This window comes from Microbacterium croceum (genome assembly GCF_023091245.1).
Classification (GTDB): domain Bacteria; phylum Actinomycetota; class Actinomycetes; order Actinomycetales; family Microbacteriaceae; genus Microbacterium; species Microbacterium croceum.
The window spans coordinates 667,581-690,735 of the sequence record NZ_JAHWXN010000002.1 but is presented as its reverse complement, the minus strand read 5'-3'; the positions used below and the strand labels follow the sequence as shown (position 1 = coordinate 690,735).

General features: G+C 67.8%; 22 protein-coding genes and 1 tRNA gene. 17 read left to right on the top strand and 6 right to left on the bottom strand.

Annotated elements, in window-relative coordinates; translation table 11 throughout:
• On the top strand, positions 1 to 1,539 hold the full coding sequence (locus KZC51_RS17425; RefSeq protein ID WP_247631315.1) for a PucR family transcriptional regulator: 1,539 nt from the start codon (positions 1 to 3) through the stop codon (positions 1,537 to 1,539).
• Positions 1,540 to 1,593: 54 nt separating this feature from the next.
• Positions 1,594 to 1,684: transfer RNA gene (locus KZC51_RS17420), tRNA-Ser, on the top strand.
• 201 nt (positions 1,685 to 1,885) lie between these two features.
• Here KZC51_RS17420 and KZC51_RS17415 read toward each other — a convergent pair.
• Positions 1,886 to 2,155, bottom strand: coding sequence for a CPBP family intramembrane glutamic endopeptidase (locus KZC51_RS17415; protein WP_247631266.1), 270 nt, complete (start codon positions 2,153 to 2,155; stop codon positions 1,886 to 1,888).
• A gap of 320 nt (positions 2,156 to 2,475) precedes the next feature.
• Between KZC51_RS17415 and KZC51_RS17410 the strand changes: the two genes are divergently transcribed.
• From KZC51_RS17410 to KZC51_RS17385, 6 genes are all read left to right on the top strand, one after another.
• Positions 2,476 to 3,048 (top strand): VanZ family protein, encoded by a 573-nt coding sequence (locus KZC51_RS17410; RefSeq protein WP_247631265.1) that lies wholly within the window; start codon positions 2,476 to 2,478, stop codon positions 3,046 to 3,048.
• A 363-nt stretch (positions 3,049 to 3,411) separates the two neighbouring features.
• Entirely contained in the window at positions 3,412 to 3,981 is a 570-nt protein-coding gene (locus tag KZC51_RS17405) for an HdeD family acid-resistance protein (RefSeq protein WP_247631264.1), read from the top strand.
• Complete coding sequence (locus tag KZC51_RS17400; RefSeq protein WP_247631263.1) at positions 3,971 to 4,408, top strand: DUF6325 family protein; 438 nt, start codon at positions 3,971 to 3,973, stop codon at positions 4,406 to 4,408. Before KZC51_RS17405 ends, KZC51_RS17400 begins: the two co-directional genes overlap by 11 nt.
• Positions 4,405 to 4,656: an SHOCT domain-containing protein gene (locus tag KZC51_RS17395; RefSeq protein WP_247631262.1), complete on the top strand. Its 252-nt coding sequence runs from the start codon at positions 4,405 to 4,407 to the stop codon at positions 4,654 to 4,656. The genes KZC51_RS17400 and KZC51_RS17395 overlap by 4 nt, the downstream gene beginning before the upstream one ends.
• A gap of 166 nt (positions 4,657 to 4,822) precedes the next feature.
• Positions 4,823 to 6,007, top strand: coding sequence for a sensor histidine kinase (locus KZC51_RS17390; RefSeq protein WP_247631261.1), 1,185 nt, complete (start codon positions 4,823 to 4,825; stop codon positions 6,005 to 6,007).
• Entirely contained in the window at positions 6,004 to 7,050 is a 1,047-nt protein-coding gene (locus KZC51_RS17385) for a hypothetical protein (RefSeq protein WP_247631260.1), read from the top strand. The genes KZC51_RS17390 and KZC51_RS17385 overlap by 4 nt, the downstream gene beginning before the upstream one ends.
• Here KZC51_RS17385 and KZC51_RS17380 read toward each other — a convergent pair.
• On the bottom strand, positions 7,047 to 8,237 hold the full coding sequence (locus KZC51_RS17380; protein ID WP_247631259.1) for a hypothetical protein: 1,191 nt from the start codon (positions 8,235 to 8,237) through the stop codon (positions 7,047 to 7,049). The genes KZC51_RS17385 and KZC51_RS17380 overlap by 4 nt on opposite strands.
• 529 nt (positions 8,238 to 8,766) lie before the next feature.
• Here KZC51_RS17380 and KZC51_RS17375 point away from each other — a divergent pair.
• Positions 8,767 to 9,462, top strand: a complete 696-nt coding sequence (locus KZC51_RS17375; RefSeq protein WP_247631258.1) for a response regulator transcription factor — start codon at positions 8,767 to 8,769, stop codon at positions 9,460 to 9,462.
• A 77-nt stretch (positions 9,463 to 9,539) separates the two neighbouring features.
• On the opposite strand, the gene KZC51_RS17370 is transcribed toward KZC51_RS17375, so the two are convergent.
• From KZC51_RS17370 to KZC51_RS17360, 3 genes are all read right to left on the bottom strand, one after another.
• Positions 9,540 to 10,472 carry a class C sortase gene (locus KZC51_RS17370; protein ID WP_247631257.1) on the bottom strand — a complete coding sequence of 311 codons (933 nt, stop codon included), beginning with the start codon at positions 10,470 to 10,472 and terminating at the stop codon, positions 9,540 to 9,542.
• Between the two features lie 138 nt (positions 10,473 to 10,610).
• Positions 10,611 to 12,167 carry a SpaH/EbpB family LPXTG-anchored major pilin gene (locus tag KZC51_RS17365; RefSeq protein WP_247631256.1) on the bottom strand — a complete coding sequence of 519 codons (1,557 nt, stop codon included), beginning with the start codon at positions 12,165 to 12,167 and terminating at the stop codon, positions 10,611 to 10,613.
• 50 nt (positions 12,168 to 12,217) lie between these two features.
• Positions 12,218 to 14,926, bottom strand: a complete 2,709-nt coding sequence (locus KZC51_RS17360) for a DUF7927 domain-containing protein (RefSeq protein WP_247631255.1) — start codon at positions 14,924 to 14,926, stop codon at positions 12,218 to 12,220.
• A 374-nt stretch (positions 14,927 to 15,300) separates the two neighbouring features.
• Between KZC51_RS17360 and KZC51_RS17355 the strand changes: the two genes are divergently transcribed.
• Entirely contained in the window at positions 15,301 to 15,867 is a 567-nt protein-coding gene (locus tag KZC51_RS17355) for an aspartate/glutamate racemase family protein (protein ID WP_247631254.1), read from the top strand.
• A 29-nt stretch (positions 15,868 to 15,896) separates the two neighbouring features.
• Here KZC51_RS17355 and KZC51_RS17350 read toward each other — a convergent pair whose 3' ends face one another.
• Positions 15,897 to 16,559, bottom strand: a complete 663-nt coding sequence (locus KZC51_RS17350; RefSeq protein ID WP_247631253.1) for an arsenate reductase/protein-tyrosine-phosphatase family protein — start codon at positions 16,557 to 16,559, stop codon at positions 15,897 to 15,899.
• A gap of 116 nt (positions 16,560 to 16,675) precedes the next feature.
• Here KZC51_RS17350 and KZC51_RS17345 point away from each other — a divergent pair, with 116 nt between their 5' ends.
• The 7 genes from KZC51_RS17345 to KZC51_RS17315 all read left to right on the top strand — a co-directional run bounded on the left by KZC51_RS17345 (position 16,676) and on the right by KZC51_RS17315 (position 23,032).
• Positions 16,676 to 16,936: a DUF6458 family protein gene (locus KZC51_RS17345; protein WP_247631252.1), complete on the top strand. Its 261-nt coding sequence runs from the start codon at positions 16,676 to 16,678 to the stop codon at positions 16,934 to 16,936.
• Positions 16,937 to 16,941: 5 nt separating this feature from the next.
• The gene (locus KZC51_RS17340; RefSeq protein ID WP_247631251.1) at positions 16,942 to 17,613 is read left to right on the top strand and encodes a phosphatase PAP2 family protein; all 672 of its coding nucleotides are present in this window, start codon (positions 16,942 to 16,944) and stop codon (positions 17,611 to 17,613) included.
• Complete coding sequence (locus tag KZC51_RS17335) at positions 17,610 to 18,422, top strand: DUF1206 domain-containing protein (protein ID WP_247631250.1); 813 nt, start codon at positions 17,610 to 17,612, stop codon at positions 18,420 to 18,422. Before KZC51_RS17340 ends, KZC51_RS17335 begins: the two co-directional genes overlap by 4 nt.
• 181 nt (positions 18,423 to 18,603) lie before the next feature.
• The gene (locus tag KZC51_RS17330) at positions 18,604 to 19,608 is read left to right on the top strand and encodes a phosphotransferase family protein (protein WP_247631249.1); all 1,005 of its coding nucleotides are present in this window, start codon (positions 18,604 to 18,606) and stop codon (positions 19,606 to 19,608) included.
• Positions 19,609 to 19,699: 91 nt separating this feature from the next.
• A complete protein-coding gene (gene gad / locus KZC51_RS17325; RefSeq protein ID WP_247631248.1) occupies positions 19,700 to 21,106 on the top strand; it encodes a glutamate decarboxylase in 1,407 nt (468 codons plus the stop codon).
• An 88-nt stretch (positions 21,107 to 21,194) separates the two neighbouring features.
• Entirely contained in the window at positions 21,195 to 22,016 is an 822-nt protein-coding gene (locus tag KZC51_RS17320; protein ID WP_247631247.1) for a patatin-like phospholipase family protein, read from the top strand.
• A gap of 92 nt (positions 22,017 to 22,108) precedes the next feature.
• Complete coding sequence (locus tag KZC51_RS17315; protein WP_247631246.1) at positions 22,109 to 23,032, top strand: helix-turn-helix domain-containing protein; 924 nt, start codon at positions 22,109 to 22,111, stop codon at positions 23,030 to 23,032.
• Positions 23,033 to 23,155: the final 123 nt, after the last annotated feature.

Below are 23,155 nucleotides of genomic sequence, written 5' to 3'. Positions count from 1 at the left end.
ATGTCAGAACGTCAGGACTTCCGCTCCATACGGACAGATCGTCCGACGCGCGATGATGCGCTGCTGACCGTGGCGGATGTGCTCGCCGAGCCCGTGCTGCAGGCCGGCGCTCCCGAGGTGATCGTCGGCGGCCGCGCGCTCGACGCCGCCGTGCGCTGGGTGCACGTGTCCGACAGTGTCGGCGTCGCCCGTCTGCTCGACGGCGGGGAGCTGCTGCTCAGTACCGGGGCCGGCTGGCCGACCGCTCCCGAGGAGCTGCGGGACTTCGCGGTCGGGCTGCATCGGGCCGGGATCGCGGGCATCGTGGTCGAGCTCGATGCCGGACAGGCGCGCATCCCGGATGCCGTCGTCGAGGTGTGCGCCGAGCGCGAGCTCGCCCTGATCGCGCTGACCAGCGAGGTCAAGTTCGTCGCCGTCACCGAGGCCGTGCACCGGGCGCTGATCGCCGCACAGACCATGGCGCTGCGCGAACGTCAGCACCTGCATGAACTGTTCACCGCGCTGAGCCTGCGAGGAGCCCCGGCCGACGTCGTGGTGGCCGAGACGGCCCGCGCGCTCGGCGCTCCGGTCGTGCTCGAGAACCTGGCGCGCGAGGTGATCGCCCACGAGACCCTGCGGATGCCGGTGGCCGAGGCGCTCGGAAAGCTGCGTTCCGCTGACCGTGTGCCCGTACAGGCGCGCGGCGTGCGGTGGGGAACGCTGCTCGCCCTGCCCGGTCCCGCGCATCCGGCCGGACGTCTCACGGTGCTCGAGCAGGGAGCGACGGCTCTCGCGTTCGGATGCCTGGCGGACGGCGGCGATTCCGAGTGGTCGCTGCTCGCCCAGCGCGGCCTCATCGACGACCTGCTCGGCGCCCGCTTCGCGAGTCCTGATGACATCGAGGCCCGTCTCGCGACCAGCGGCTTCGTGCTCGCGGGGCGGCACTGCCACGGCATCGTGGCCCGGGGAACGGAACCTGCGATGTACCTCGCGTCCCGCGCGGCGCAGGCCGGGGTGGCCGTGGTCGCCGCGCGGGTGGGCGACGACGACGTCGCACTGCTGTCGCTGCCGGCATCGGTTCCTCTGTCTGATGCGCTCGTCGCGATCATGGTCGGTCCGGATCGCACGGTCTTCGTCGGACCTCCTGCGGATGACGTGCTGGGGCTGCTCGCCTCGCTGCGGGCCGCACGCGATCTGGCGGCGAGCGACCGTTCGGACACCGGTCCGCGCGTGCGGCGCGTGGACGACCGCCCGTTGGAGCGCTTCGTCGCCTCGCTGCGCGACGACCACCGCCTGCTCGCGCACAGCGAGCGGATGCTGGCGCCCGTCGTGGCCTACGACCGCGAGCGCCGCGGCGACCTGCTCGACGTGCTCGCCGCACTCGTCACGCATCCCGGCAACCGCTCGGCCGCGGCCGCCGCGAGCCATCTGTCCCGCTCGGTCTTCTATCAGCGCCTCACCCTCATCGGCGACCTGCTCGAAGCCGACCTCGACGACGGGGAGACGCTCGCGGCACTCCACCTCGCACTGCTCGCCCGCCGGGGAGGGATGCCGTCCTGAACGGGGCAACGGCTCGATTCGCGCACTCGCCCCGTCTCGCGTAAGCTGTTCCGCGGTGACGTGTCCGAGCGGCCGAAGGTGCAACTCTCGAAAAGTTGTGTAGGGTAACCCCCTACCGTGGGTTCAAATCCCACCGTCACCGCCACCACGAAGGCCCCGACTCCCTGGGAAACATAGGGAAGCGGGGCCTTCGTCATGTCCGGAACGTCAGCAGCGGTAACGCGAGCCGAGTCGTGGTGAGGGCCGCGGGGCGGCGCAGACCTGACACTGCCACGGTCTGTTGAAAGTCACGTCGTTGGAGGCTTCGAGCATGAGTTCTGGCGCACTCTGAAGGTCCGTATGACTCTCACCTCGCGGTGAGGATGAGAGAGGTAAGGCCTGTCCCGTTCCACAGGACATGTCCGGCCATCGAGACGAGAAGGTTGCGTCTCGACAGCAGGTAGGCCGTAGCCAACGCGGCGGAGAAGCCCACATACAGTATGGCGAGCGGCCACTCGTCCAGCCCGCGCAGGTGGATGGCGGCGAATTCGAGGCTGGACAGGACGAAAGCCGCCCAGGTCGACAAAGAACGTCGCAGTCGTGCGAAGGGAAGCTCTCTGAACACGAGACGCGTCATCGCCGCTGCCTCGTTGCTCGGTGCACTCACCGCTGTACCTCGGCCTTACTTCTTCGGAGTGATGGCTCAGCGCGGGTGCACAAGGAGCCCGAGCGCGGCGCGGGCGATGCCAGCATCAGCACGCCGACCCACTGTGAACAGTCTGTCAGCGAAGCGCGCTGACGAAGACACGCGGAGAATGACCGAGCATCGGCGACCGCGAGTTCGTTCTGTCTGACAAACGCAGCGGCACCTTCATGAACGATGATGGCCGAAGAGGCGATCCCGATACGATCAGTGCGGTGCTCCCGCACCGCACCACGCAGTCCCGGAAGCAGTCAATGACGTTCATCGAAGTCCCCATGCTCCCGATCGTGATCCCCTTCGGAGTCGTGATCTTCCTCGTGCTCCTCTGGATCCTCCGCTCCCGCGGGCGCGTCACGATCGCCCGGGCGAGCGTCGCCGCCGTCCTCGCGGTCTACGCGGGCGGAGTGCTCGCCAACACGGTCTTCCCGATCTTCCTCCGCGTCGGAACGGGGTTCTATGACGGGCCGCGCCCCTTGCCGCTCTACCTCGTGCCGTTCGCCGACTACGGGCTCGAGGACGCTCTCATCAACGTCGCGGTGTTCGTCCCGCTCGGGATGCTCGTCCCGCTGCTCATCGCGCGGCCGCGCTGGTGGAAGGTTCTGGTGATCGTCGCCGCCGCGAGCCTCGCCATCGAGCTGCTGCAGATGGCCATTGCACGACTCGCGTCCAGCGGACACCTCGCGGACATCAACGACTGGCTGACGAACATCCTGGGCGGGATGATCGGCTACGGCCTGTTCCTTCTCTTGACGCGCTCGACGCGGATCGCCGGATTCGTCCAGCAGTTCCGATGGCCGGCGCGTGAGCGCGCGGGCGTGGACGGGTAGAACGCGGTCGCTGTTCGATCCGCGCACCACAAGTGGTTCACGCAGGAACCGTTCGAGGTGTCATCCCCCTGTTATGGGGGGGCTTTCCGAAGGGTGCGACGTCGCGCGGGGCTGCGTGCGACGATGCTGTCTGATCACGGCAGGCTCACCGGTCTGCTTGCGCTGCCGGGGAGGGGTGCTGCGCCCGCAAGGGAAGCTGCCATCATTCCCCAGGCTCGCTGGAATCCTCGGCGCGGCAGATGAGAGAGCCGCACGCTGAACCAGTCGTGCAGCGATCACCCGTGGCTCCGCCATCAATGCCCCCACGCAGTCGGTCTTGAATACCCGACTCGACCACTCCCGCTAGGAAATGGAAGTCCAACCATGACAGGTACACCAGTGACAGTTTCGGCACCTCCGCGAGGAGCGCGTCTCGCGATCCTCGCGGTCGGACTCGCGGCGGTCGGATTCGGCATCGCGATCCTCGTGTGGCCGACGAAGGCTGCGGTCGCACTGACCGGCGTGATCGCTGTGTACGCAATCCTGGCTGGCATCGTGTACGTCGCCCTAGGGGTCTTCGCGAAGAACCTGGGTGCTGGCGGCCGTATCGGGCACGTCCTGCTCGGTCTGCTCTACGTCGTCGCCGGTGTCTACGCGTTCTTCTCGCTTCAGCAGTCGGCGGCGTTCCTGGCGTTGTTCCTGACGATCATGGTCGGTCTGATGTGGGTGATCGAGGGCTTCACCGCTCTGCTCACATTGGGGCGATCCGGGTCGAAGGCTGTCGATGCGGTGTTTGCGATCGTCTCGGTGATCGCTGGCTTCACACTCCTCAGCGGCCCGCTCTGGGGCGCGATCTTCCTGTGGTGGTTCCTCGGGGCCGCTCTCGCTGTGCTCGGAGCGCTCAATGTGGTCCGCGCCATCACCGGGAAGGGCGGTGCGCGCGATGGCGAATGACCGCTTCGCAGGTCCCGTCGATTTCCTGGTCTTCGTCTTCGACGAGCACGCCGACCTCGGCACGGGTCTGGTCGCACTTCTCGAGCGGGTGGAGTCGGGACTCATCGAGATCCTCGATATCGAGTTCGTCGCACGCGGTGCTGACGGCGGCGCCGTCAAGCGAGCCATCGCTGATCTCGATGGCATCACCGGAGTCGACCTCAGAGTCTTCGAAGGTGTCGAGAGCGGCGTGCTCGACGCCGTCGACCTGGCCGCGATTGCAGCGGAGCTTCATCGAGGGCAGGTGGCACTCGCCATCGTGTACGAAGACCGCTCGCTCGCAGCGGCAGCCGAGGCGTGGGTGACTGTCGGCGGCGCGGAACTGTTCTCCGGAGGCGTCGACATCGCTGACCTCGAGAGTGCGCTCGAAGAAAGGAAGCCCGCATGAGCCTTCTCCGCACCGCGGCCCGCGCCTCCGTCGCGACCCGCGTGATCGGCAACACTCACCGACGGCAACAGCAGAGGTGGGCTGCACAGGATGCCGCATCCGCGACGACGCCACCCGCCCCGAACCCCGCTGGTCCAGTGACCGCCTCGGTTCTCGACCAGCTCACGCAACTCGGCCAGCTCCGCGACGCGGGAGTGCTCAACGAAGCCGAGTTCGAGGCCCAGAAACAGCGGATACTGTCCACATGATCCGTTGCAGCGTCCCCTCGACCGACTGTTTCGGTTGAGGGGGCCGGGCCCCAACCTCGACAATTGAGCCACCACGCGTACTGGGGGGCTGATCATTTCCGACCGGACAGACATCGTAAGCGCTGCGACGAAGCTCTGGGGCTTCGACCGCACGCTGACTCGGCTGTTGAGCGCCGCTGGCTTGGCGGTCCTTCTGGCATGGTTGCTCATCGATGTGATCGCCGGTCCCAGCCCGTATGCGTCGTGGTGGCTGTGGGGACACGCTCTCCTCGCGGTGCTGTTGGTGGTGGCCGCGGTTTCCCCGGCACGGGTCCTGAGAGCGCCTGTGCTGAAGGCGCTGTGGGTGATCATCCCCATCATGGGCATCCTGCTGCAGCTCACTGCCTTCATCGCCGAGGCGACGCCTGAAGGCGCCGCGCTGCCGGGGGAGGCCACCATCTGGCAGGTCACGTGGATGCTGACCGCGGTCTACGTCTCCTTGCTGGCACTGCTGCTCGCGCGGACCGGCGAGCCGACGAAGGCGCAGCTCCTGGTCCGGCTGAATGTGGCCGCTGCGGTTCTTGCCGTCGCTCCCGCATTGAGCGTCTGGGTGCAGTATCGAGACCTCGCGCCGTTGCTCATCTCCATCACCGTGATCCAGTTCGGCAACGTCTCCTTCGCGATTCTCTTGGTGCTGTTCCGGGCCCGGATGATTCCCTACTTCGTCGTGCAGGAGCGCTGGCAGCGGCGAGCTGCTGCTGTCGCCGCGGCCGAAGCGCGCCTCGCTGAGGAGCGTGAGCTCGCTCGGGTGGCGCACGACAACGTGCTCGGTGTGCTGAACAGTGCAGCGATGTGGTCCAGCGCGGAGACCGTGAAGCTGCCCGCTCTCGTCGTCAACATGGCTGCTGACGCTCTGCGCGCGCTCGACCTCCGGGTGGCGAGTCGTGCTGCCTCGCACCCGCTGGGCGTCGCGCGGCAGGTTCTCGTTCGCACGGCTGCTCGTCTCGGAGTCGACAACGTGGAGCTGGGAAGCGACGAGGGCGACGCTTCTCTTCCCAGCGAGATCGTCCAGGCGGTCGCCGACGCGATGTCGGAGGCGATCCGCAACAGCGCCCGTCATGCGAGCGCCACCAACGTGCGCGTCTACGGCGTCATGCACCGCGGCGAGATCGACCTCACCGTCGCCGACGACGGTCCGGGCTTCGACCTGGCCGCGGTGCCCTCGGATCGCTTCGGGATACGCGAGTCGATCTTCGGGCGTCTGGAGCGCATCCCGGGTGCGAGCGCTGGTATCGACAGTTCCCCGGGTTCCGGAACGCGCGTGCATCTCGCGTGGCTTCGTCCGACCGAGGACGCGGAGGTCGCGTCATGAGCACGCGGACCCTGCTCGGTCGCGGTGCACGCGGTGCTCTGCTGTGGATCAGTCTCGTCACTCTGTCCGCCCCTGTGGTCGGCGGCATGGTGAAGGGGAGCTTCGCGCGGGCAGACAACTGGCCTCTCCACGTCGCCGTCGTCGGTGCACTGCTGGGGGTGACCGGGCTGCTGCTGCCCTGGGAGGCTCGCCTTCGAACGGGCCTGCAGTGGCGGCCGCTCGTCATCGTCGCAGCCGCGGTCATCACCGCCTCGGTCGTGCTTCTCATCGATACCCCGGCCTACGAGCCCTCCATGTTCACCATGGCGGTCGCCCTGTGCGGCTTCGTGATCCTCTCCGGCCACGCGAAGCTGGGAGCGACTGTCGGCTTCGTGCTGATCGCCGCGCGCGGGATCGCGGTGGTCATGATCGTCGACTCGCCGGGGATCCTCTACGTCGTCGACATCTACCCGATCCTGATGCTGAGCCTTGCTTTGGTCTGGCTGCACTACGCGCACGTGCGCGCCCGTCGGGAAGCCGGATTCCGTGCGCGTTCCGCTATCGCGCTTCGACAGCTGCAGAAGCGAGAAAGGGAACTCGCCCAGCTCCGCATGCACACCTCCGTCGCATCCTCCGGTGCCCGCTCTGCGCTGGAGCGGATCGTCGCCACCGAAGAGCTCACACCGGATCTTGCCCTCGACATCCGAATCGCCGAGGCTGCCCTGCGCGATCACATTCGCTGCGCTGTGCTGGAGCACCCTCAGCTCACTGATGCCATAGCCGCCGCCCGTCGCCGAGGCGCGAGCGTGCTCCTGCTGGATGCGCGCAGCGGAGCCCGCCCGTCTGGCGAGCAGATCGGCGATGGGCTCGCGCAGGAACTGGCAGCGTGCGTGCGCGGGGCTTCTGCTCAGGACCAGGTGACGATCAGAGTTCTTTCCGGATCACCGGGTGACCCCGTCGCAGTCTCCGTCTTGATCGATCGAGCTGACGGCTCCGACGACTTGTTCGTGCTCGAAGCAGACGGGGATCGACGTCCTGATGTCGATCCCCGTCTGCTCGGTTAGTTCCCCGCAGCTCTCGTCGCTGTGGCGAGGGCACTCCTACGATGCAGCAGCAGCGCGATGATCCCGAACAGGAGCAGGAGCGCTCCGAAGATCGACGCCGCGAGGGGCAGCGACCCTCCGGTCGCTGCCAGAGATCCTTCGTGGCTCGAGGCGGGTGCACCCGCACCGGTTGTCGAGCCCGGCGCCGTAGGTGCAGGCGTCGCACTGGGCGCAGGCGTCGTGGTGGGTGTGGGCGTGGGCGTAGGAGCCGGCGCGGCGCTCACCGCGACACCGAGTGCGGCTTCGACCCCGGTCGACGCGGTTGAGTTGAGGCTCGAGAAGACCTGGCAGGGCTCGCCGCCCACCAGACCGGGCGACTGCACCCAGTGGAGCTGTTCTCTTGCGGGGCGCACATCGTCGGCCGAGGCGGTGACCGTCTGGGGCCCGGCTTCCGGCCAGGTGATGCACAGCTCGACCGATGCCTGCTCTCCGTTCGGCGTCGACAGTTGAAGCTCACCGTTCGTGTAGGTCGCCTGCGCTGCAGACGACTCGCACACGGTGACCGTCGCCCCGGGGGCGGAGATCTGGATCGGCACGGCGGTGATGTTCGTCGTGACCTTCACCTGTGTCGTCTCACCTGCCACGACGGAGCCCTCAGCGCCGGCCAGTTCGAGCACCGGGTTGTCGACCGGGTCAGCGGGTAGGCCAGCGAGGATCTCTGCCAGCCGCTCGGGCGGGAAGTTGTCCCCACAGAACTGCGCGAGGAAAGGGATGTCGTCGTACTGTTCGGTCACGCACCACACCGCTCGCTGGCGAGCGTTGCGTGTGATTTCCGAATCGTTGCTCGTCACGACGTCCTCCCCGTTGCGGATGACCCCGATCTCGGCGGTGAGCAGGTAACGAACCAGGCGCTCCTGGTCGGCGGTCAGGCGCGGGTTGGAGTCCAAGTCCTCCAGCGGCGGGACGATCTCTCCGTCCTGCGTGAGGTTGCCGTTCTCGTCGGTGACGTTGCAGTAGAGCGAGTGGAAGTCCGTGCAGTAGGACCAGTCCGAGACAGGTCCCACGCCCTCGACGTATCGCACCCCGCACATCGGGGTGCCCGGGACGTGGTCGTCGCTGATGGTGTAGCCGGAGTCGTACAGGAACACCATCCGCCCGTCGTTGTAGTCGACCAGACGCTGTCCGAACACCATCGTGAGGTCATTCACCGGACCTCCCGCCTGGGCCGGATCTGAGGGTGTCGTTCCTTCGCACAGCGGCGCGGAGAAGGGCTCCATCGCGGGCGGCGAGGGGACGTCAGCTCGAGACATGGTCGGCCCTGCGGCGACCCCGGCAAGTACGAGCATGACGATGAGTGTGAGAGAAAGGATGGCGCGCGGTAAGCGCTGCGCGATAACGGGCGTGGATTTCTGCATGGAAGCCTCCCCTGCTGCAGCTGGCCCCCGCCCGCTGCAGGCCTGAATGTCGGAATACTCCAGCCAACGCCGTGCGCACCTGCACCGCCAAGACAGCCGCCTGCTATCCCCCCTTTGTGGGGATAGGAGGCGGCTGATGCCCGGGAGGTCGAATCGACCAATCGGCGTGCCCACAGGGCGCATCCCGATCCGATACTGTGAGCATGCTCCTCCCACAGGGTTTCGCCCGAGAAATCCGCCCCCCGCCCCCGGCACTGCTGCCCTTCATCCGGCGACTGCACGACGTTGTGACGGTCGCGGCCTTTCACCCTGGAGACCGCACATGAAGACACCCTCGAGCGACGGCTCCACCTCCAGACCGCGACCTGCCCCGTCATCGCGGCCGAAGACTCTCAATATCGGCCTCGTCGACGATCACCCGGCTCTCGTCGTGGGGGTCTCCACGATCATCAACTCCTTCTCCGGCATGCGCGTGACGGGTGCCGCGAGCCGCGTGGACGCGCTGCTCGATCCCGGTGGCAGCTTCGATGTCGTGTTGCTGGATCTGCAGCTGGCCGATGGAAGCAGCCCTCGCCGCAACGTCGAGCGGCTGCTGGCGGGGTCGGGAGCCGCGGTGAAGGTGATCGCCTTCACCAGTGGGGAGAACGCTGCTCTGGTCCGCGAGGCTGCCCACGCGGGCGTGGTCGGCATGCTGCGCAAGTCTGAGCTTCCCGACAAGCTGCGGCGTGCGATCGAAGCCGCCCACCGAGGCGAGACGATCGCCACACCCGACTGGGCTGCGGCACTGATGGGGGACGAGGCCTTCGTGAGTGCGTCTCTCAGCGCTCGCGAGCGAGATGTGCTCTCGCGATACGCGTCGGGACAGACAGCCGAAAAGGTCGCGGCCGCGCTCGTCCTCTCGAGGGACACGGTCGTCGATCACCTGCGCCGCATCCGCAGCAAGTACGCCGCCGTCGGCCGCGAAGCACCGACGAAGATCGACCTGCATCGACGAGCCATCGAAGACGGGCTGATCTAGGGCGCATCGCCTCGGGCTGATGATGCCGATGCGGTCCAATCGCGAGGGAGGCGCGTGTCGAGACCTTGCGAGCGCAGCTAAGCCGCGTCGAGCTCCTCCGCCTCGGAGGACTTGTCCGCCCTACGGGGCCAGGCGAGTGCGAGGCAGCCGATGAGTGTCGCTCCGGACCAGAGCGCCCACCAGGGCACGCCGGGGTCGTTCGCGTTAGGGGCGACGGCGGCGGCCGTGTCCGAAGCGGTGGCGTCCGGGACGCGTTCTGCGCGCACCAGCAGGCGGTGCGAGTTCACGCCGATCGGGGTGCAGGTGAGAAGAGTCACGTAGTCGTGACCGGCGACCTGGCGGAGGTCGGAGGCGTCGTCGGGGGCGACGGTGAGGATCTGATCGACCTTGTAGGTGAGCGTCTTGCCCGCCACGTCGATGTAGATGAGGTCGTCGTTCTCAAGCTGATTCACCTTCGTGAACAGCTCGCTTCCGGGAAGGCCGGAATGCCCGGACAGCACAGCGTGAGTGTCGATGCCGCCGACGGGGAGGGAGGTGCCGTAGAGGTGCCCGACGCCCTTGTCCAGGACGGTGTCTTCGGTGCCGTGATAGATCGGCAGATCTACGTCGATCTCGGGGATGCGGATGCGAGCCATGGGGGCCTCGGTGCCGAAGTCCAGCTGGGAGACGTAGTCCGCCCAGCCGGCTTCGATGTCGTTCGCGCGGCCATCCTGGTCGAGGACGAACGGGTCGCGCAGCGGACCGGACTGCAGGTCTTCGTTGTACTGTTCGGCGGCTTCCAGGATCTTCTGGAGAGCGGATTCGCCGAGGTCCTGCACGTCCTGGATATACCCGGACACCTCGGTGGCGTGGGCACGGTCGCTGAACCAGTTCGCGGCGGTGGGGTAGGTGACCGTACCGACTCCGACCAGGAGCATGGCAGCCACAACGGCGGAAGCGAGGGAGAAGTGACGGCGGGGGCGCTCTCGATCGGTGCGGCGCGTGCGCGGTGCGTCTTCGAGAGCGGTCATCAGAACTCCTCGCAGATGAGAGTGAGGGGGCGACTCATATGGAGGAAGAGTCGCCCCCTCGTGGGAGTGGCGATCACCGAGGGGGCGGTGACCACCGAGCACGGCGCCGGGGAGGGGATGCCGGCGCCGTGGAGCGGGTCAGGCCTCCTGCTTACGACGGCGGGTGACGATCATGAAGATCGCACCACCGGCGATGAGCGCGAAGCCGACCAGGTAGAGCAGGCCCGTACCGGTGCCACCGGTGATGGGCAGGATGAAGCCGCCGTTGCTGGGCACGTTGACGACCTCGAGGTCCACGCCCGCCGCGGTGGTCGCGGCGGTGACCGTGAACTCGATCGGCTCGGCGAGCAGCTCGAACCCGTTCGGAGCCTTGGTCTCGACCAGGTAGTACTGGATGAAGCCCGCGTCGCCCGCCGCGACCGTCTGGTTGTTCGCGAAGTCGCTGTAGCGAAGGCCGTACAGGGTCAGCCCACCCTCAGCGTCGACATCGAAGGTGGTCTGTCCACCGAGCTCGACCGGGTTGGTCTGCGCGGCGGCGTCGGCGGCCGAGGTGAAGACCTGGAACTGCGCACCCTGGAGGGTGTCGGTGCCGTCGGTCTTCTTGATGGTGAACGCGCCCCACTTGGTCTCCGGAGTGTTCGTCATGACCGGGCCCCCGGGCTGACCGGGCGCGATGTCGAACGCCGCCGCGTTCGGGTAGACGAGCGCCTGGTTGGAGATCTCCCCGATGGTGTTGACCGCGGTGTCGAGGGTCACGACGACCGAGACGTCGTTGTTCGCAGCGAGCTTCAGGAGGCCTGCCGCGGTGAACTCGACGGTGACCGTGTTGGTCGCCTCATCGAACGTGACCGTGTAGTCGGCGGGGACGAGGACCCGGCCGCCCGAGAGCTCGACGGTGGTGCTCATGAGGTCGAGCTTGCTGTCGAGCGGGTCGACGATCTTGTACCCGTCGATCGGGGAGACGTTGGGGATGTCAGCGGTGATCGTCCAGGTGACGATGTCGCCGAGCTGGATCGACGCGGCGTCGGTCACGGTCTTCTCGGCGGCGGTGACCGCGTTCTTCGGGTAGACGTGCACGTCGTACAGCCAGGTGTTCTGGTTGTTCGGGTCGGTCAGCGGCACCGTGATCAGGAACGGCGCGGCCGGCGTCACCCCGGCGGGGTAGCTGGTCTCCTGCACGAGGTACAGGCCGACGGGAAGCCCCGTGAACGCAGCCTCGCCCGCCGCGTTGGTCACCTGCGACGACCCGGCACCGAGTGAGTAGCCGGCGCCGGTGATCGAGTTCTCGGCGTCGGCTGCGTCGAACACGCCCGAAAGCGCGGATGCCTCAGCCCAGCCGGCGTTCGTCGACAGGTCGATGGTGTTGACCTGCTGCACCTGGAATGTCACACCCGGGAGCGGGGTGAGACCAGTGGTGTCGGTGGGGGTGCCGTCGCCGGGCTGGCCGAAGCCGGACTGAGCGCCGCCGTTGTTCCCGCCGCCGTTGTTGCCGTTGCCGTTGCCGCCGTTGCCGCCGTTGTTGCCGCCGAGCGGTTCCGGTGTCTCGAACTTGTGGACGGTGATCGAGCCGATCTGGTCGGGATCGACCAGGGGCGCGGCCGACGCGGGAAGCGCGAGGCCGAGTGTGGCCACGGTCGCGGCGGCGACGGCGGCGATTCCGACGCGCAGACCGCGCCGGGTGAACGGGTTGTTCATCTTCCTTCTCCTTGGTGAGGGGTCGTGCAATGGATGGGTGGACGGCTGACTCAGTCAGCCTCGGGGTGTGATGCCGCGTGCATCTGCGTGATGCGGCGGCGCGTGGACAGATGCATGGCGGCGAGGACCGCCAGTGCGGCGAGGATGATCCCGCCGCCGGTGAGGTAGATCCACGTCGTGCCCGTGCCGCCGGTGGTCGGCAGCGCGAACTGGGGCACGTCCTGGACCCAGATGGTCGAGACGCCGTCGGCATGCCTGACCGTCACGTTCGACGACGTTCCCTGCGCGAGCTGAACCTGACCGTCGACGCCCACGGTGAACTGCACGCGCTGGGCGAGCAGCTGGAACCCGGGCAGCGCCGTGGTCTCCTCGAGCCAGTAGGTGCTGCCGGCCGTGAGGGTCGTGGCCTCGAACAGACCCGTCGAACCCGCGCCGGACAGAGAAGCGATCACTGCCGTACCGCCCGTGGCGCTCGAGTAGATCGCCCACTGGGAGCCATCCATCGGAACGATCTCGCCGGTGGTGTCCTCGCCGATCTTGAGCACCTGGATCGTGACGATCTTCGGTACCACGGGGTTCTCGGTCTCGCAGGCACCGGTGTCACAGCCATCGCTCGTCACGACGTTCGACAGCGTTTCCGACTCGGTGCCCAGTGACGTCACCGTCACCGAGTAGGTGATCGTGACCTGCTGACCCACGGTCAGGTCTCCCGACCATGCGAGCGTCTTCGCGGCCGCGTCGAAGGACGCGGTGCTGGAAGTGGCGCTCAGGTCGTCGTTCCAGGTGGCGTCGTCGAGCACGTCGCTGAGGTCGTCCTCCAGGGATGCTCCGGTCACTGCGCCGGTGCCGACCTGGGCGACGGTGACGGTGTAGGTCACCGTGTGGCCTGTCTGGACGTCGGTCCCTGATGCAGGATCGACGCTCTTCGTGACGGTGTAGGTCCCCACCGGGTGCGTGGTCTCGCAATCGGCAGCCGTGAGGCATCCGTCGCTGGTGACGACGTTTCCGAGGGTGTAGTCCCCGCCTCCTGCCAGGCCGGTGCGGTCCTTGACCTTCACCGTGTAGGTGATCGTCGCGACCTGACCCGCCGGCACGGTGCCGGACCACTCGAGAGAGGTGCCGTTCAGCGTCGCGGTGCCGAGGCTCGATGTGACGGTTCCGACCATCTCGGCGTCGTCGAGGACGTTCGACAGATCATCGCTGAGGCTGGCATCGACGGCGTCGGGGCCGCTCTGCGTCACCAGGATCGTGTAGGTCACCTCGTCACCGGGGGAGACGGTGTCACCCGACGCAGGGTCGGAGGTCTTCTCCACCGTGTACGTGGACACCGCCGGCACGATGACGGTGTTGGTCCGCACATCGACCGTGTGGAACATCCAGTCGTCGATCGACCGTGCGTCTCCCCAGGCTCCGCCGACGCCATCGTTGGGGTTGAGGCCCGGCTGTCCGAAGCAGTTCCAGGTGTGGCGGGGGCCCCCGCTGGTGTCCACACCCGCGGTTGCGTCCAACTGCCCCGGCCGGCACGGCAGCCGCTGCCCGGTCTGCAGGAACGAGTCGTTCCAGTAGATCGTTGACATCCCGCTGTTCGGTCCGTTCAGCGCCGTTATGCTGATGCCCTGACGAGACTCCACATCCACGCTCAGCACGTGGACCTCACCGGCCTTGTTCACGCCCAGGTAGGCGCTCATCTCGACGGAGATCGGGATGGGATTGCCGGCTCCGTCGAGTCCGTCGAAGGCGTAGGTCTGCGTGCCGTCGCTCGCGATACCGACGGGGATCCTTCGGTCCAGCGGCCCGCCGTATTGCCCGTCGCCGTCGGCGTCGATCAGCAGCGTGGACGTTCCCAGAGCAGACGTCGCGGTGAACGTAAACTGCCCACTGCGAGTGTTCGGCGCATCGGGGGTGAAGGTCAGACCGCTGACCGTCGGAGCGACCGGCGTGCGGTTGAGCACGTGCGTGGCGCCGGACGCATCGACCGCCGAGACCGGCAGCGCAGCCGCCGGCGCCTGGAAGAAGACCGCGTACGGCTTTCCGCAAACCTGCGACTTGTTGTCGAACGCGGGGTCGTAGTACGGGCCGTTCTTTGCGATCTCGATGCTCCGGTAGGCCGATGTGCAGGTGCCGGTGTAGATGTTCCCGAACTGGTTCGCCTCGAAGATGCTGTCGACGCCGAAGAAGTCCGTGTGCGTCGCCTTGTACTTGTAGCCGAGCGGCGACACGTACCACATGTCGAAGGTCGCGGGGTTGGAGTTGTACATCAAGTACCGGTAGCTCCACACCCGGCCGCTCAGGTTGTTCATCCCCTGCTGGACCTGGATGCTCCACGTGTGGAAACCGAGGCTCACAGAGTCGTCATTCGCGTAGAAGTAGACCTCCCACACGCCTGCCGTCGGCGACGTCAGGTTGAGCCGGCTGCAGCTGCTCCCCGACGCGGTTCCGATGGTGCAGAAGGTCTGAACGCCGGCGGGGGAGGTGATCCGCAGCAACGTCGGGATCGTGGAGCTCGTCGTCCGAGTGAAGGTCACATCGAGGTTCTGCCCGGGCGTCGTGTACGCGTAGAACTTCTGCGGTTCCCGGATGGTCGTGCCGGTGGGGCTTGTCTCGGCGTTGGCGGGCGAGGCCGTGGCCAGGGCAATGGACGCACCGAGACCGACCACGAGGAGAAGCACCACCGCGAGGGCAGCGAGACGACCGCGGCGCGGCGTTGGCTCACCGAGGCGAGGTCCCTCCGGCGATATATGGGTGGATGAGTAGGTCATTCTTCTCCTCCAGGGTCAGAGCTGAACGGTGAGCAGCGGCGCGGCGGACGCCGGAAACGGGTGTCTTGACCGAAGAGTCCCTTCGGGTCGCTGTCGGGTAGCGCACGCGCCGCGACCTCTGGGCCATGCGCGTCACAGACATGAAAGAAGCACGCGATGCATGCTCGCCAGGCTTAGGCGTCCAGTCCCCCCGATGTGGGGGGTGATCGGATGGTCATCGGTGGCCGCGGAAGTGCTGTAGAACAGCGCGCAGCGGCTGCAGAGCGAGGGCACCGGCATCCGGTCGGGGCCGCGTGACCACGAAAGTGGACGGGCGCGACAGGGCGCCGGGCCCCGCACCGCTTCGGCAACCTCGAGGGGGGAAGGGGCTGGGCATGCGGACGATCGGGCTCATCGGCGGAATGTGCTGGGATTCCACGGCGGAGTACTATCGCATGGCCAACCAGCAGATCGCCTCTCACCTGGGCGGATTCCACTCCGCCCGAATCCTGCTCGACTCACTGGATTTCGCGGAGATCGAACGCTTCCAGGTCGAGGGGGACTGGAACAGCGCGGGAGCGGTCCTCGCGCGTTCGGCGCGGACCCTCGAGCGGGCCGGCGCCGCCGTCATTGTGCTGGGCACCTCGTTCACGATGGAACAGCCGTTCCACCGCGAACGCCTCGCATCGCACGGCCTGACCGTCGTGGTCCCTGATGCCGACGACCGCGCGGCCGTGCACCGGATCATCTACGACGAGCTCGTCCACGGGGTGATCCGGGAGGAATCCCGAGCCGTCTACAGACGAGTGATCGCCCGCCTCGTCGATGCGGGGGCGGAGGGCGTGATCCTCGGATGCACGGAGATCGAACTGCTGATCACTGCCGCCGACAGCGCGGTCCCCCTCTTCCCGACCGCGCAGATCCACGTCGCCGCAGCGGTCGACTTCGCGCTGAGCGAGTGAAGCCGCCCTGCCCGGCCCGCCTCACGCGCTCAGGCGGCGACGAGGCGCGAGGACAAGGCGCGGATGCGCAGGCAGAGGGCGTCGAAAGCGGCATCGAAGGCGGCGGCGGTGCCGACGCGGGCGGGGTCGCGGATCGACCAGTGCAGGTCGTCGCCGTCGCGCAGCCGTTCGTGGGCGTCGTCGCAGACCGTGATCACCAGGTCGCCATCCGCGCGGACGTCGTCGATGTGCTGCGGCGGGTGCGAAGGGCGCATGGCGAGTCCGTGCCGGGCTGCCGCGGCGATGGCCTCGGGGTTCACCTCCTCGGCGGGACGGGTGCCGGCGGAGGCGACGTCCACCGCGCTCGCGTCGCGCCAGATCGTCTCGGCGAGCTGGGATCGCGCGGAGTTCGCGGTGCACACGAAGAGGACGCGTCGTGGAGGGATCACGCTCGGGGGAGCGAGGGTGTCGAAGACCTCGGGGCGCAGCCCGATGTAGGTGCGTCGCCGGTCGAACTCCGAGCGGGTGCGGGCGACGATCTGGGCGGATTCCAGGACGCCGAGGTGATGCGCGATCAGATTCGAGCGCAGATCGAGGGTCGCGCCGATCTCAGATGACGACAGATCGCCGAGAGTGAGGAGGTCGACGATGCGCAGGCGCGTCTGATCGGCGAGTGCGGCGAAGATCCCCGCGCGGCGTTCCAGATCGGTCATCGACTCCATCCCTACCACCTCGCGGCGATTATGTCCATGAGGATTGACTCAACGCCGATTGACCTTATTGTGTCCCGTGCGGGCCGCAGATCCGGCCCCGGAGAGGAAGCAGCATCATGGGTATCGGAACCGGCATCGCGCTCATCGTCATCGGAGCGATCCTCGTCTTCGCGCTCAACATCGACACCGGAGGGTTCGTCGACCTCGATCTGATCGGCTACATCCTCATGGGCGCCGGCGTCCTGGTCTTCCTTATCAGTCTCGTCCTGGTGATGCGCAGCCGTCGCACCGAGTCGGTCGCGCGCACCGCGGTCGACCCCGCCACGGGGGAGCGCGTGACGCGCCGGAGCATCCGCAACAGCGATCCTCTCGCCTGAGCCCCGTGTCCGACGTCGCCCGTCGCCACACGGCGCTCCTCGTGGGCATCGCTGCCACCGTCGCGTTCGTCGCCCTGCGCGGCATCGTCGCAGTCGGTGGGCACGAGCCGCTCGGGATCGACGTGTGGTGGAACGACCTCATGCGGGCGACGACCGGCGACGTCGGGATCATCGTCGCCTGGGTGCCCGCCGTCGTCGGCGGCACGATCGGCATGATCGTCGTGGGGGTCCTGCTGATCGCGTGCCTGCTGTGGCGTGGCCGGAGAGCGGATGCCGCGACGCTGGCGATCGCGATGGTGGTCGTCGTCGCCGTCGGCGCGACCATGGCCGCCGTGATCGGTCGCACGCGCCCTGCGGACTCGCTCGCCGAGAGCGTGGCGACCTCCTTCCCCTCCGGTCATACGGCGGTCGCCACGACGGTGGTCGTCGTGCTCGGCATCGTGCTCCGCCGCTGGTACGTCTGGGCGGTGGGGGTGGTGTGGGTCGTCACGATGATGTGGAGCCGCACCTTCCTGCACGCGCACTGGCTGAGCGACGTCGTCGCCGGGCTGCTGGAGGGGATCGCCGTCGCGACTGTGGTCTGGGTCTGCGTCGAGGCCGTCCGCGACCGCCGTGCGATCCGCGCGGTCGGCACCCCGTCCCCCGAACACTCGAACGAAAGCGTGAGCTCCTCATGAACATCTCCTCGTCGGCTTCCTCCACCGCCGCGGCGGCCCAGGATTCCCGGGCCTTCCGCACCCTCGCGAGGATCGGCTATGTCGTCCTCGGCATCCTGCACATCCTGATCGGCGTCATCGCCATCTCGATCGCGATCGGCGGGGGTGGTGGCGAGGCCGACCAGGGCGGGGCGCTGGCGCAGATCCAGCAGGCGCCCGCGGGAGTCCTCCTGCTGTGGGTGATCGTGCTCGGACTGCTCGCGCTCGCGATCTGGCAGATCGCCGAAGCCGTGGTCGAGCGCGACCCGGACTCCACGAAGAAGTGGGGGCACCGGGCGAAGTTCCTCGGCACCGCCGCCGCCTATCTCGCGATCGGAGCGACCGCGCTCATCTACGCCCTCGGCGGTCAGTCGCAGTCGTCCGAGTCGTCGCAGTCGTTCAGTGCGCGTCTGCTGGCGGTGCCTGCCGGCGTCGTGCTGCTGGTGGTCGTCGGCCTCGGCGTGGTCGCCGTCGGCGTCGCGTTCATCGTGCGGGGGATCACCCGTGCCTTCGCGAAGAGCCTGGCGCTGCCGGCCGGGGCCGCGCGTTCCGGGATCGTCGCCTTCGGCATCGCCGGCTACATCGCGAAGGGGATCGCGGTCGGGGTGGCCGGGGTGCTCTTCGTCATCGCCGCCGTCACGCACGACCCGGAGAAGGCCGGCGGACTGGATGCGGCGCTGCGCAGTCTGGCCGGGCTGCCCTTCGGCGTCATCATCCTGTGGGCGGTCGGAGCCGGCCTCGCCCTCTATGGGGTGTTCTGCTTCGCGCGTGCCCGCTACGCGCGGATGTGAGATCCGGAGCGGCGATGCTGTGGGTCGGTGCCCCCACGGCGAGCTCAGCCCACTGCCCAGAGAGCGGAAGGTCTTCCTTCGATGAGGAACACGGGACCGTCGACGATGACATCCTGGTAGACCAGAGCCGTCGCCTCGCCGCATCGGGGAGCCCGGCAGTTCGCGTATCCGGAGGAGCCACATGCACAGCAGGACGAAGGCGCCCGTCCCGACCCCGGTCGTCACCGGGCTCGTGGAGCACCATCTCGGCGCCCCGGTCGCCGGTGTCGACGAGCTCGCGGACGGCACGTACAACGCGGCCTATCGCGTCGCGCTCGCGGACGGCGCGCAGGTCGTGGTGAAGGTGGCGCCCCCGGACGATCTCCCACGCCTGGCTTACGAACATGCGCTGATGCGTTCCGAAGTGTCGTACTACGCGCGTGCAGCGGGACGAGCGCCCGTTCCGGCGGTGCTCGCCGAGGACTTCACCCGCCGTCTGATCGATCGCGATGTGATTGTCCTGTCGTTCCTCGACGGCGCACCGCTCCAGCGCATCGGGAGCGACCTGACGCCCCAGGGGCTCACCGCGGTGCGAGCAGAACTCGGCACGGCCGTCGCGCGGCTGCACGAGGTACGGGGCGAGTCTTTCGGCTACGACCGCCCCGGCGACCGCGACTCCCTGCGGGGCGACACCTGGAGTGAGGCCTTCAGCCGCATCTGGGACGCGGCCGTGTCGGACATCGTGCGGTACCGGGTGCGTATCGGCCCGTCCGAAGAGCTCCTCCGCTCGACGGTCCGGCGCCACTCCGCCCTGCTCGACGAGGTGTCCGAGCCGACGCTGGTGCATTTCGACCTCTGGGACGGCAATGTGTTCGCGGCTCACGACGGCGACGCGGCCCGTCTGACGGGGCTGATCGACGGCGAGCGGATGTTCTGGGGGGATCCCCTGGCCGAGCTGGTATCGACGTCGCTGTTCCGCGAACCGGCAGAGGACGTCGCGTTCAACGTCGCCTATGCGCGCGCCGGAGGACGGGAATGGACCTTCGACGAAGACCAGCGCACCCGCTTGGCGCTGTACGACGCCTACCTGTGCATGCTCATGCTCGCGGAAGCCGTTCCGCGCGGTTATCGGGGCATGGACGCGGTGATGTCTCAGCGGTTCATCCGCCGCCGTCTCCGCACCACACTGCGCCGGCTGCACAGCTAGCGGCGGTCCTTCTCTGGGGTACGTTCGGAGTCAGGCTGTCCTGAGGGCGATCCGCTGACGTATCCGCCCCGACGATCCGGAGGAGCGACACGTGACCGCGAACACCAGCAAGGCCCGCCAGTCGACCAACCTCGACCCCACTCTGAGCATCAACCCGGTCTTCGTCCGTCCGGGAGAGGCCACCGAGTTCGACAGGTTCACGCTGCCGGCGGGGCCGAGTCTGCCGGAGACGGCGTATCAGATCGTGCACGACGAGTCGATCCTCGACGGCAATTCGCGGCTGAATCTCGCGACGTTCGTCGGCACCTGGATGGATGACGAGGCGAAGAGGCTGTATCTCGAAGCCGCCGACAAGAACATGATCGACAAGGACGAGTACCCCGCTACGGCGGCGATCGAGGACCGGTGCTGGCGCATCCTCGCTGACCTGTGGAACGTGCCGGACAAGGACGACACGATCGGCACCTCGACGATCGGGTCGTCGGAGGCGTGCATGCTGGCGGGACTCGCGCTCAAGCGGCTGTGGCAAGAGAAGCGCAGGGCCGAGGGCAAGTCGACCGAGAAGCCGAACCTGATCATGTCGGCGGCCGTGCAGGTGGTGTGGGAGAAGTTCTGCAACTACTGGGATGTGGAGCCGCGCTACGTTCCCGTCACGCGGGAGCACATCACCCTCGACGGTCACGATCTGGAGGATTACGTCGACGAGAACACGATCGGCGTGGTCTCCATCCTCGGGCAGACCTTCACCGGTCTCTATGACGACACCATCGCGATCGCGAAGAAGCTCGACGAGATCCAGGCGAAGACCGGACTCGACGTGAAGATCCACATCGACGGCGCATCCGGTGCCATGGTGGCGCCGTTCTGCCAGCCCGATCTGGTGTGGGATTTCCAGCTCGACCGGGTCAACTCGATCTCGACATCGGGGCACAAGTACGGTCTGGTCTACCCGGGCGTGGGCTGGGTCGTGTGGCGCAACACCGCGGCGCTGCCCGAGAGCATGATCTTCCACGTCAGCTACCTCGGGGGCGACATGCCGACCCTCGCGTTGAACTTCTCGCGCCCTGGCGCCCAGGTGCTGCTGCAGTACTACCAGTTCCTGCGCCTCGGGTTCGAGGGCTATCGGGCGGTGCAGCAGAACTCGATCGACGTCGCCACCTACCTCTCGAGTGAGATCGCGAAGATCGGTCCGTTCGAGCTCGTGAGCACCGGCGACACGATCCCGGTGTTCGCGTGGGTGTTGAAGCAGGGCCACACCGACATCTGGACCCTCTACGACCTCGCTGACCGTCTGCGCATGAAGGGGTGGCTCGTGCCCGCGTATCCCATGGCGGATGACCTGGCCGATGTCGTGCTGCAGCGCATCGTGGTCAAGGTCGGGCTCAGCCGCGACCTCGCCACGGCGCTGCTGGCCGACATCCGTGGCGAGGTCGAGTTCCTCGAATCGTTGACCACGCCGTTGCCCGACAGCGCCAACGGGTCGCACTTCCACCACTGACGCCTGTGCGCGCAGCCGCCGGGAGAGATCCACGGTGCCGACGATCGCTCGGGGGAAGCCCCGAGGATCGCGTCGTAGGGTGAACGACATGATGCCTGACGACGGATCCGCCGCGCGCCGCGATGGCGTGCGCGACAGCTCCGGTGACGACCGCGGACTGGGCCTCGTGCTCAGCGGTGGCGGCGCGTTCGGGGCCGCGCACGTCGGCGTGCTGCAGGTGCTCGCCGAGCGCGGCATCCGTCCGGGGATCGCGGTCGGGACGAGCTCGGGTGCCCTGGTCGCCGCGGCCTATGCGGCCGGGTTCTCCGTCGACGCGATCGAGCGGGCGGCTCGGGCATTCCGGTGGCGCCAGATCGCGCGGTGGACGAACACTGCGCGGTGGGGGCTCCTCGATACCGTTGCGACGCGAGAAGCAGTGCACCGCATCTTCGGCGCTGATCCATCGATCGAGGATCTCCCTCGTGTCTTCGGCGCCTATGCGACGAACCTGCGCACGCGTGAAGGTGTCATCCTCGACCGCGGCCCGTTGAGCACGGCACTGCGATCGACGATCGCCGTGCCGGGACTGCTGCCGCCGGTGCGCCACGAGGGGATGCTGCTCGTCGATGGCGGGATGATCGACAACGTCCCTGTGGTGGCTGCGCGCGCCCTCGGTGCGGAGCGCGTCATCGTGGTGCGGCTCCATGCCAAGTGGGAGAACGTGCGCATGATGAGGACCGTGACCCGCACGGCTGCGCTCGCCGCCGACGAGTCGGTGCTGCTGATCCAGCCCGAGATGCAGCGGCGCGCGCAGTGGACGATGCGCGATGTGCCGCTTCTCATCGCGGAAGGACGCCGCGCGGGCGAAGAGGCGCTGCAGAGGGCCGCTCTGCGCCCCGGCGCAGACGGCTTCCTCCGCCTTCCCCGCTGACGCCGCGTACCCGCCGGCGCCGAGTTGAAGCCCTCGGAAGCTCGTGGATAGGGTGGTGATGACTGCCAGCTTCGCGCGACGAGAGGGAGAGCATGCGACGCCGACGCTCGACCGCAGCCGATCGAGGCGCCTTGGAGCTGATGAAGTTCCGCATCGCCGGGCGGGAACGACTTCTGCACGCGAAGGCGCTCAGCGCCTATCTGTCGTCGGCGAACTTCGGCTTCACCTCTGTGCGCGACGAGCACGCGATGCTGCGCGCCAACCTCGTGCACATCGGTCGCTACACCTTCGCCCACGTGCAGCTTCCGCCGGCGACGCTGGAATGGCCGCGCGACGAGCTGTCGCGGAGCAGGGTCGTGGTCATCGTGGCCGAGGCTCCCGGTTTCACGGTCGCATCGGAGGGTCCTGTCATCGTGCGCGAGCCATCGTGGTTCGTCATCCCTCCGGGCGGCGCGACCGTCACATTCGAGGCGACGATGCCGACGGAGCTCGTGTTCATCTCCCTCGACGAGGACGCACTGTCGGGTGGGCGGCAGGTCGATTTCGATCGGGTGGGCGAACAGCCTCCGAGCGAGGAGACCTTGCGTCCCCTGACGAGCTTCGTCAAGTCGTTCTGCGCGATCGAGGCGGATGAGCCGGACGGAGTCGTGTCGCCCCTTGAGGATGCCGCGTGCGAGGTCGCGCGTACCCTCGTGGCGACGGTGGTGGGCGAACCGGTCACGCGTCCGCAGCTGTTCGATTCCGTGATGCGCTTCATCCTGCGCGACTACTCCTCGCCGCGCCTCTCCGTCGCGGGTGTGGCCGAGGCACTCGGCGTCTCGGTGCGCACCGTGCAGTCCGCCCTGAGCGAGCATGGCACGACCTTCTCGCGGGAGCTTCGCGCCATCCGACTCAAGGCGGCCGCGGATCTGAAGAATCGCAACCCCGGTCTGCCGTTGGCGACCGTCGCACAGCTGACCGGCTTCGGGACCAGGCAGTCGCTGCATCGCGCTCAGCGCGACGCGCTTTCGCGCTGAGCGCGAGAGCGCACGCGGAACGTTTCGCGCAGATCCTCCTGCAGGATGTCACGTTTCGCGCAGGGCGATGTTCGCTGATAGCGCTCTCAACCTAGGCTCCGGCGTGGCGGTATATCGGATGAG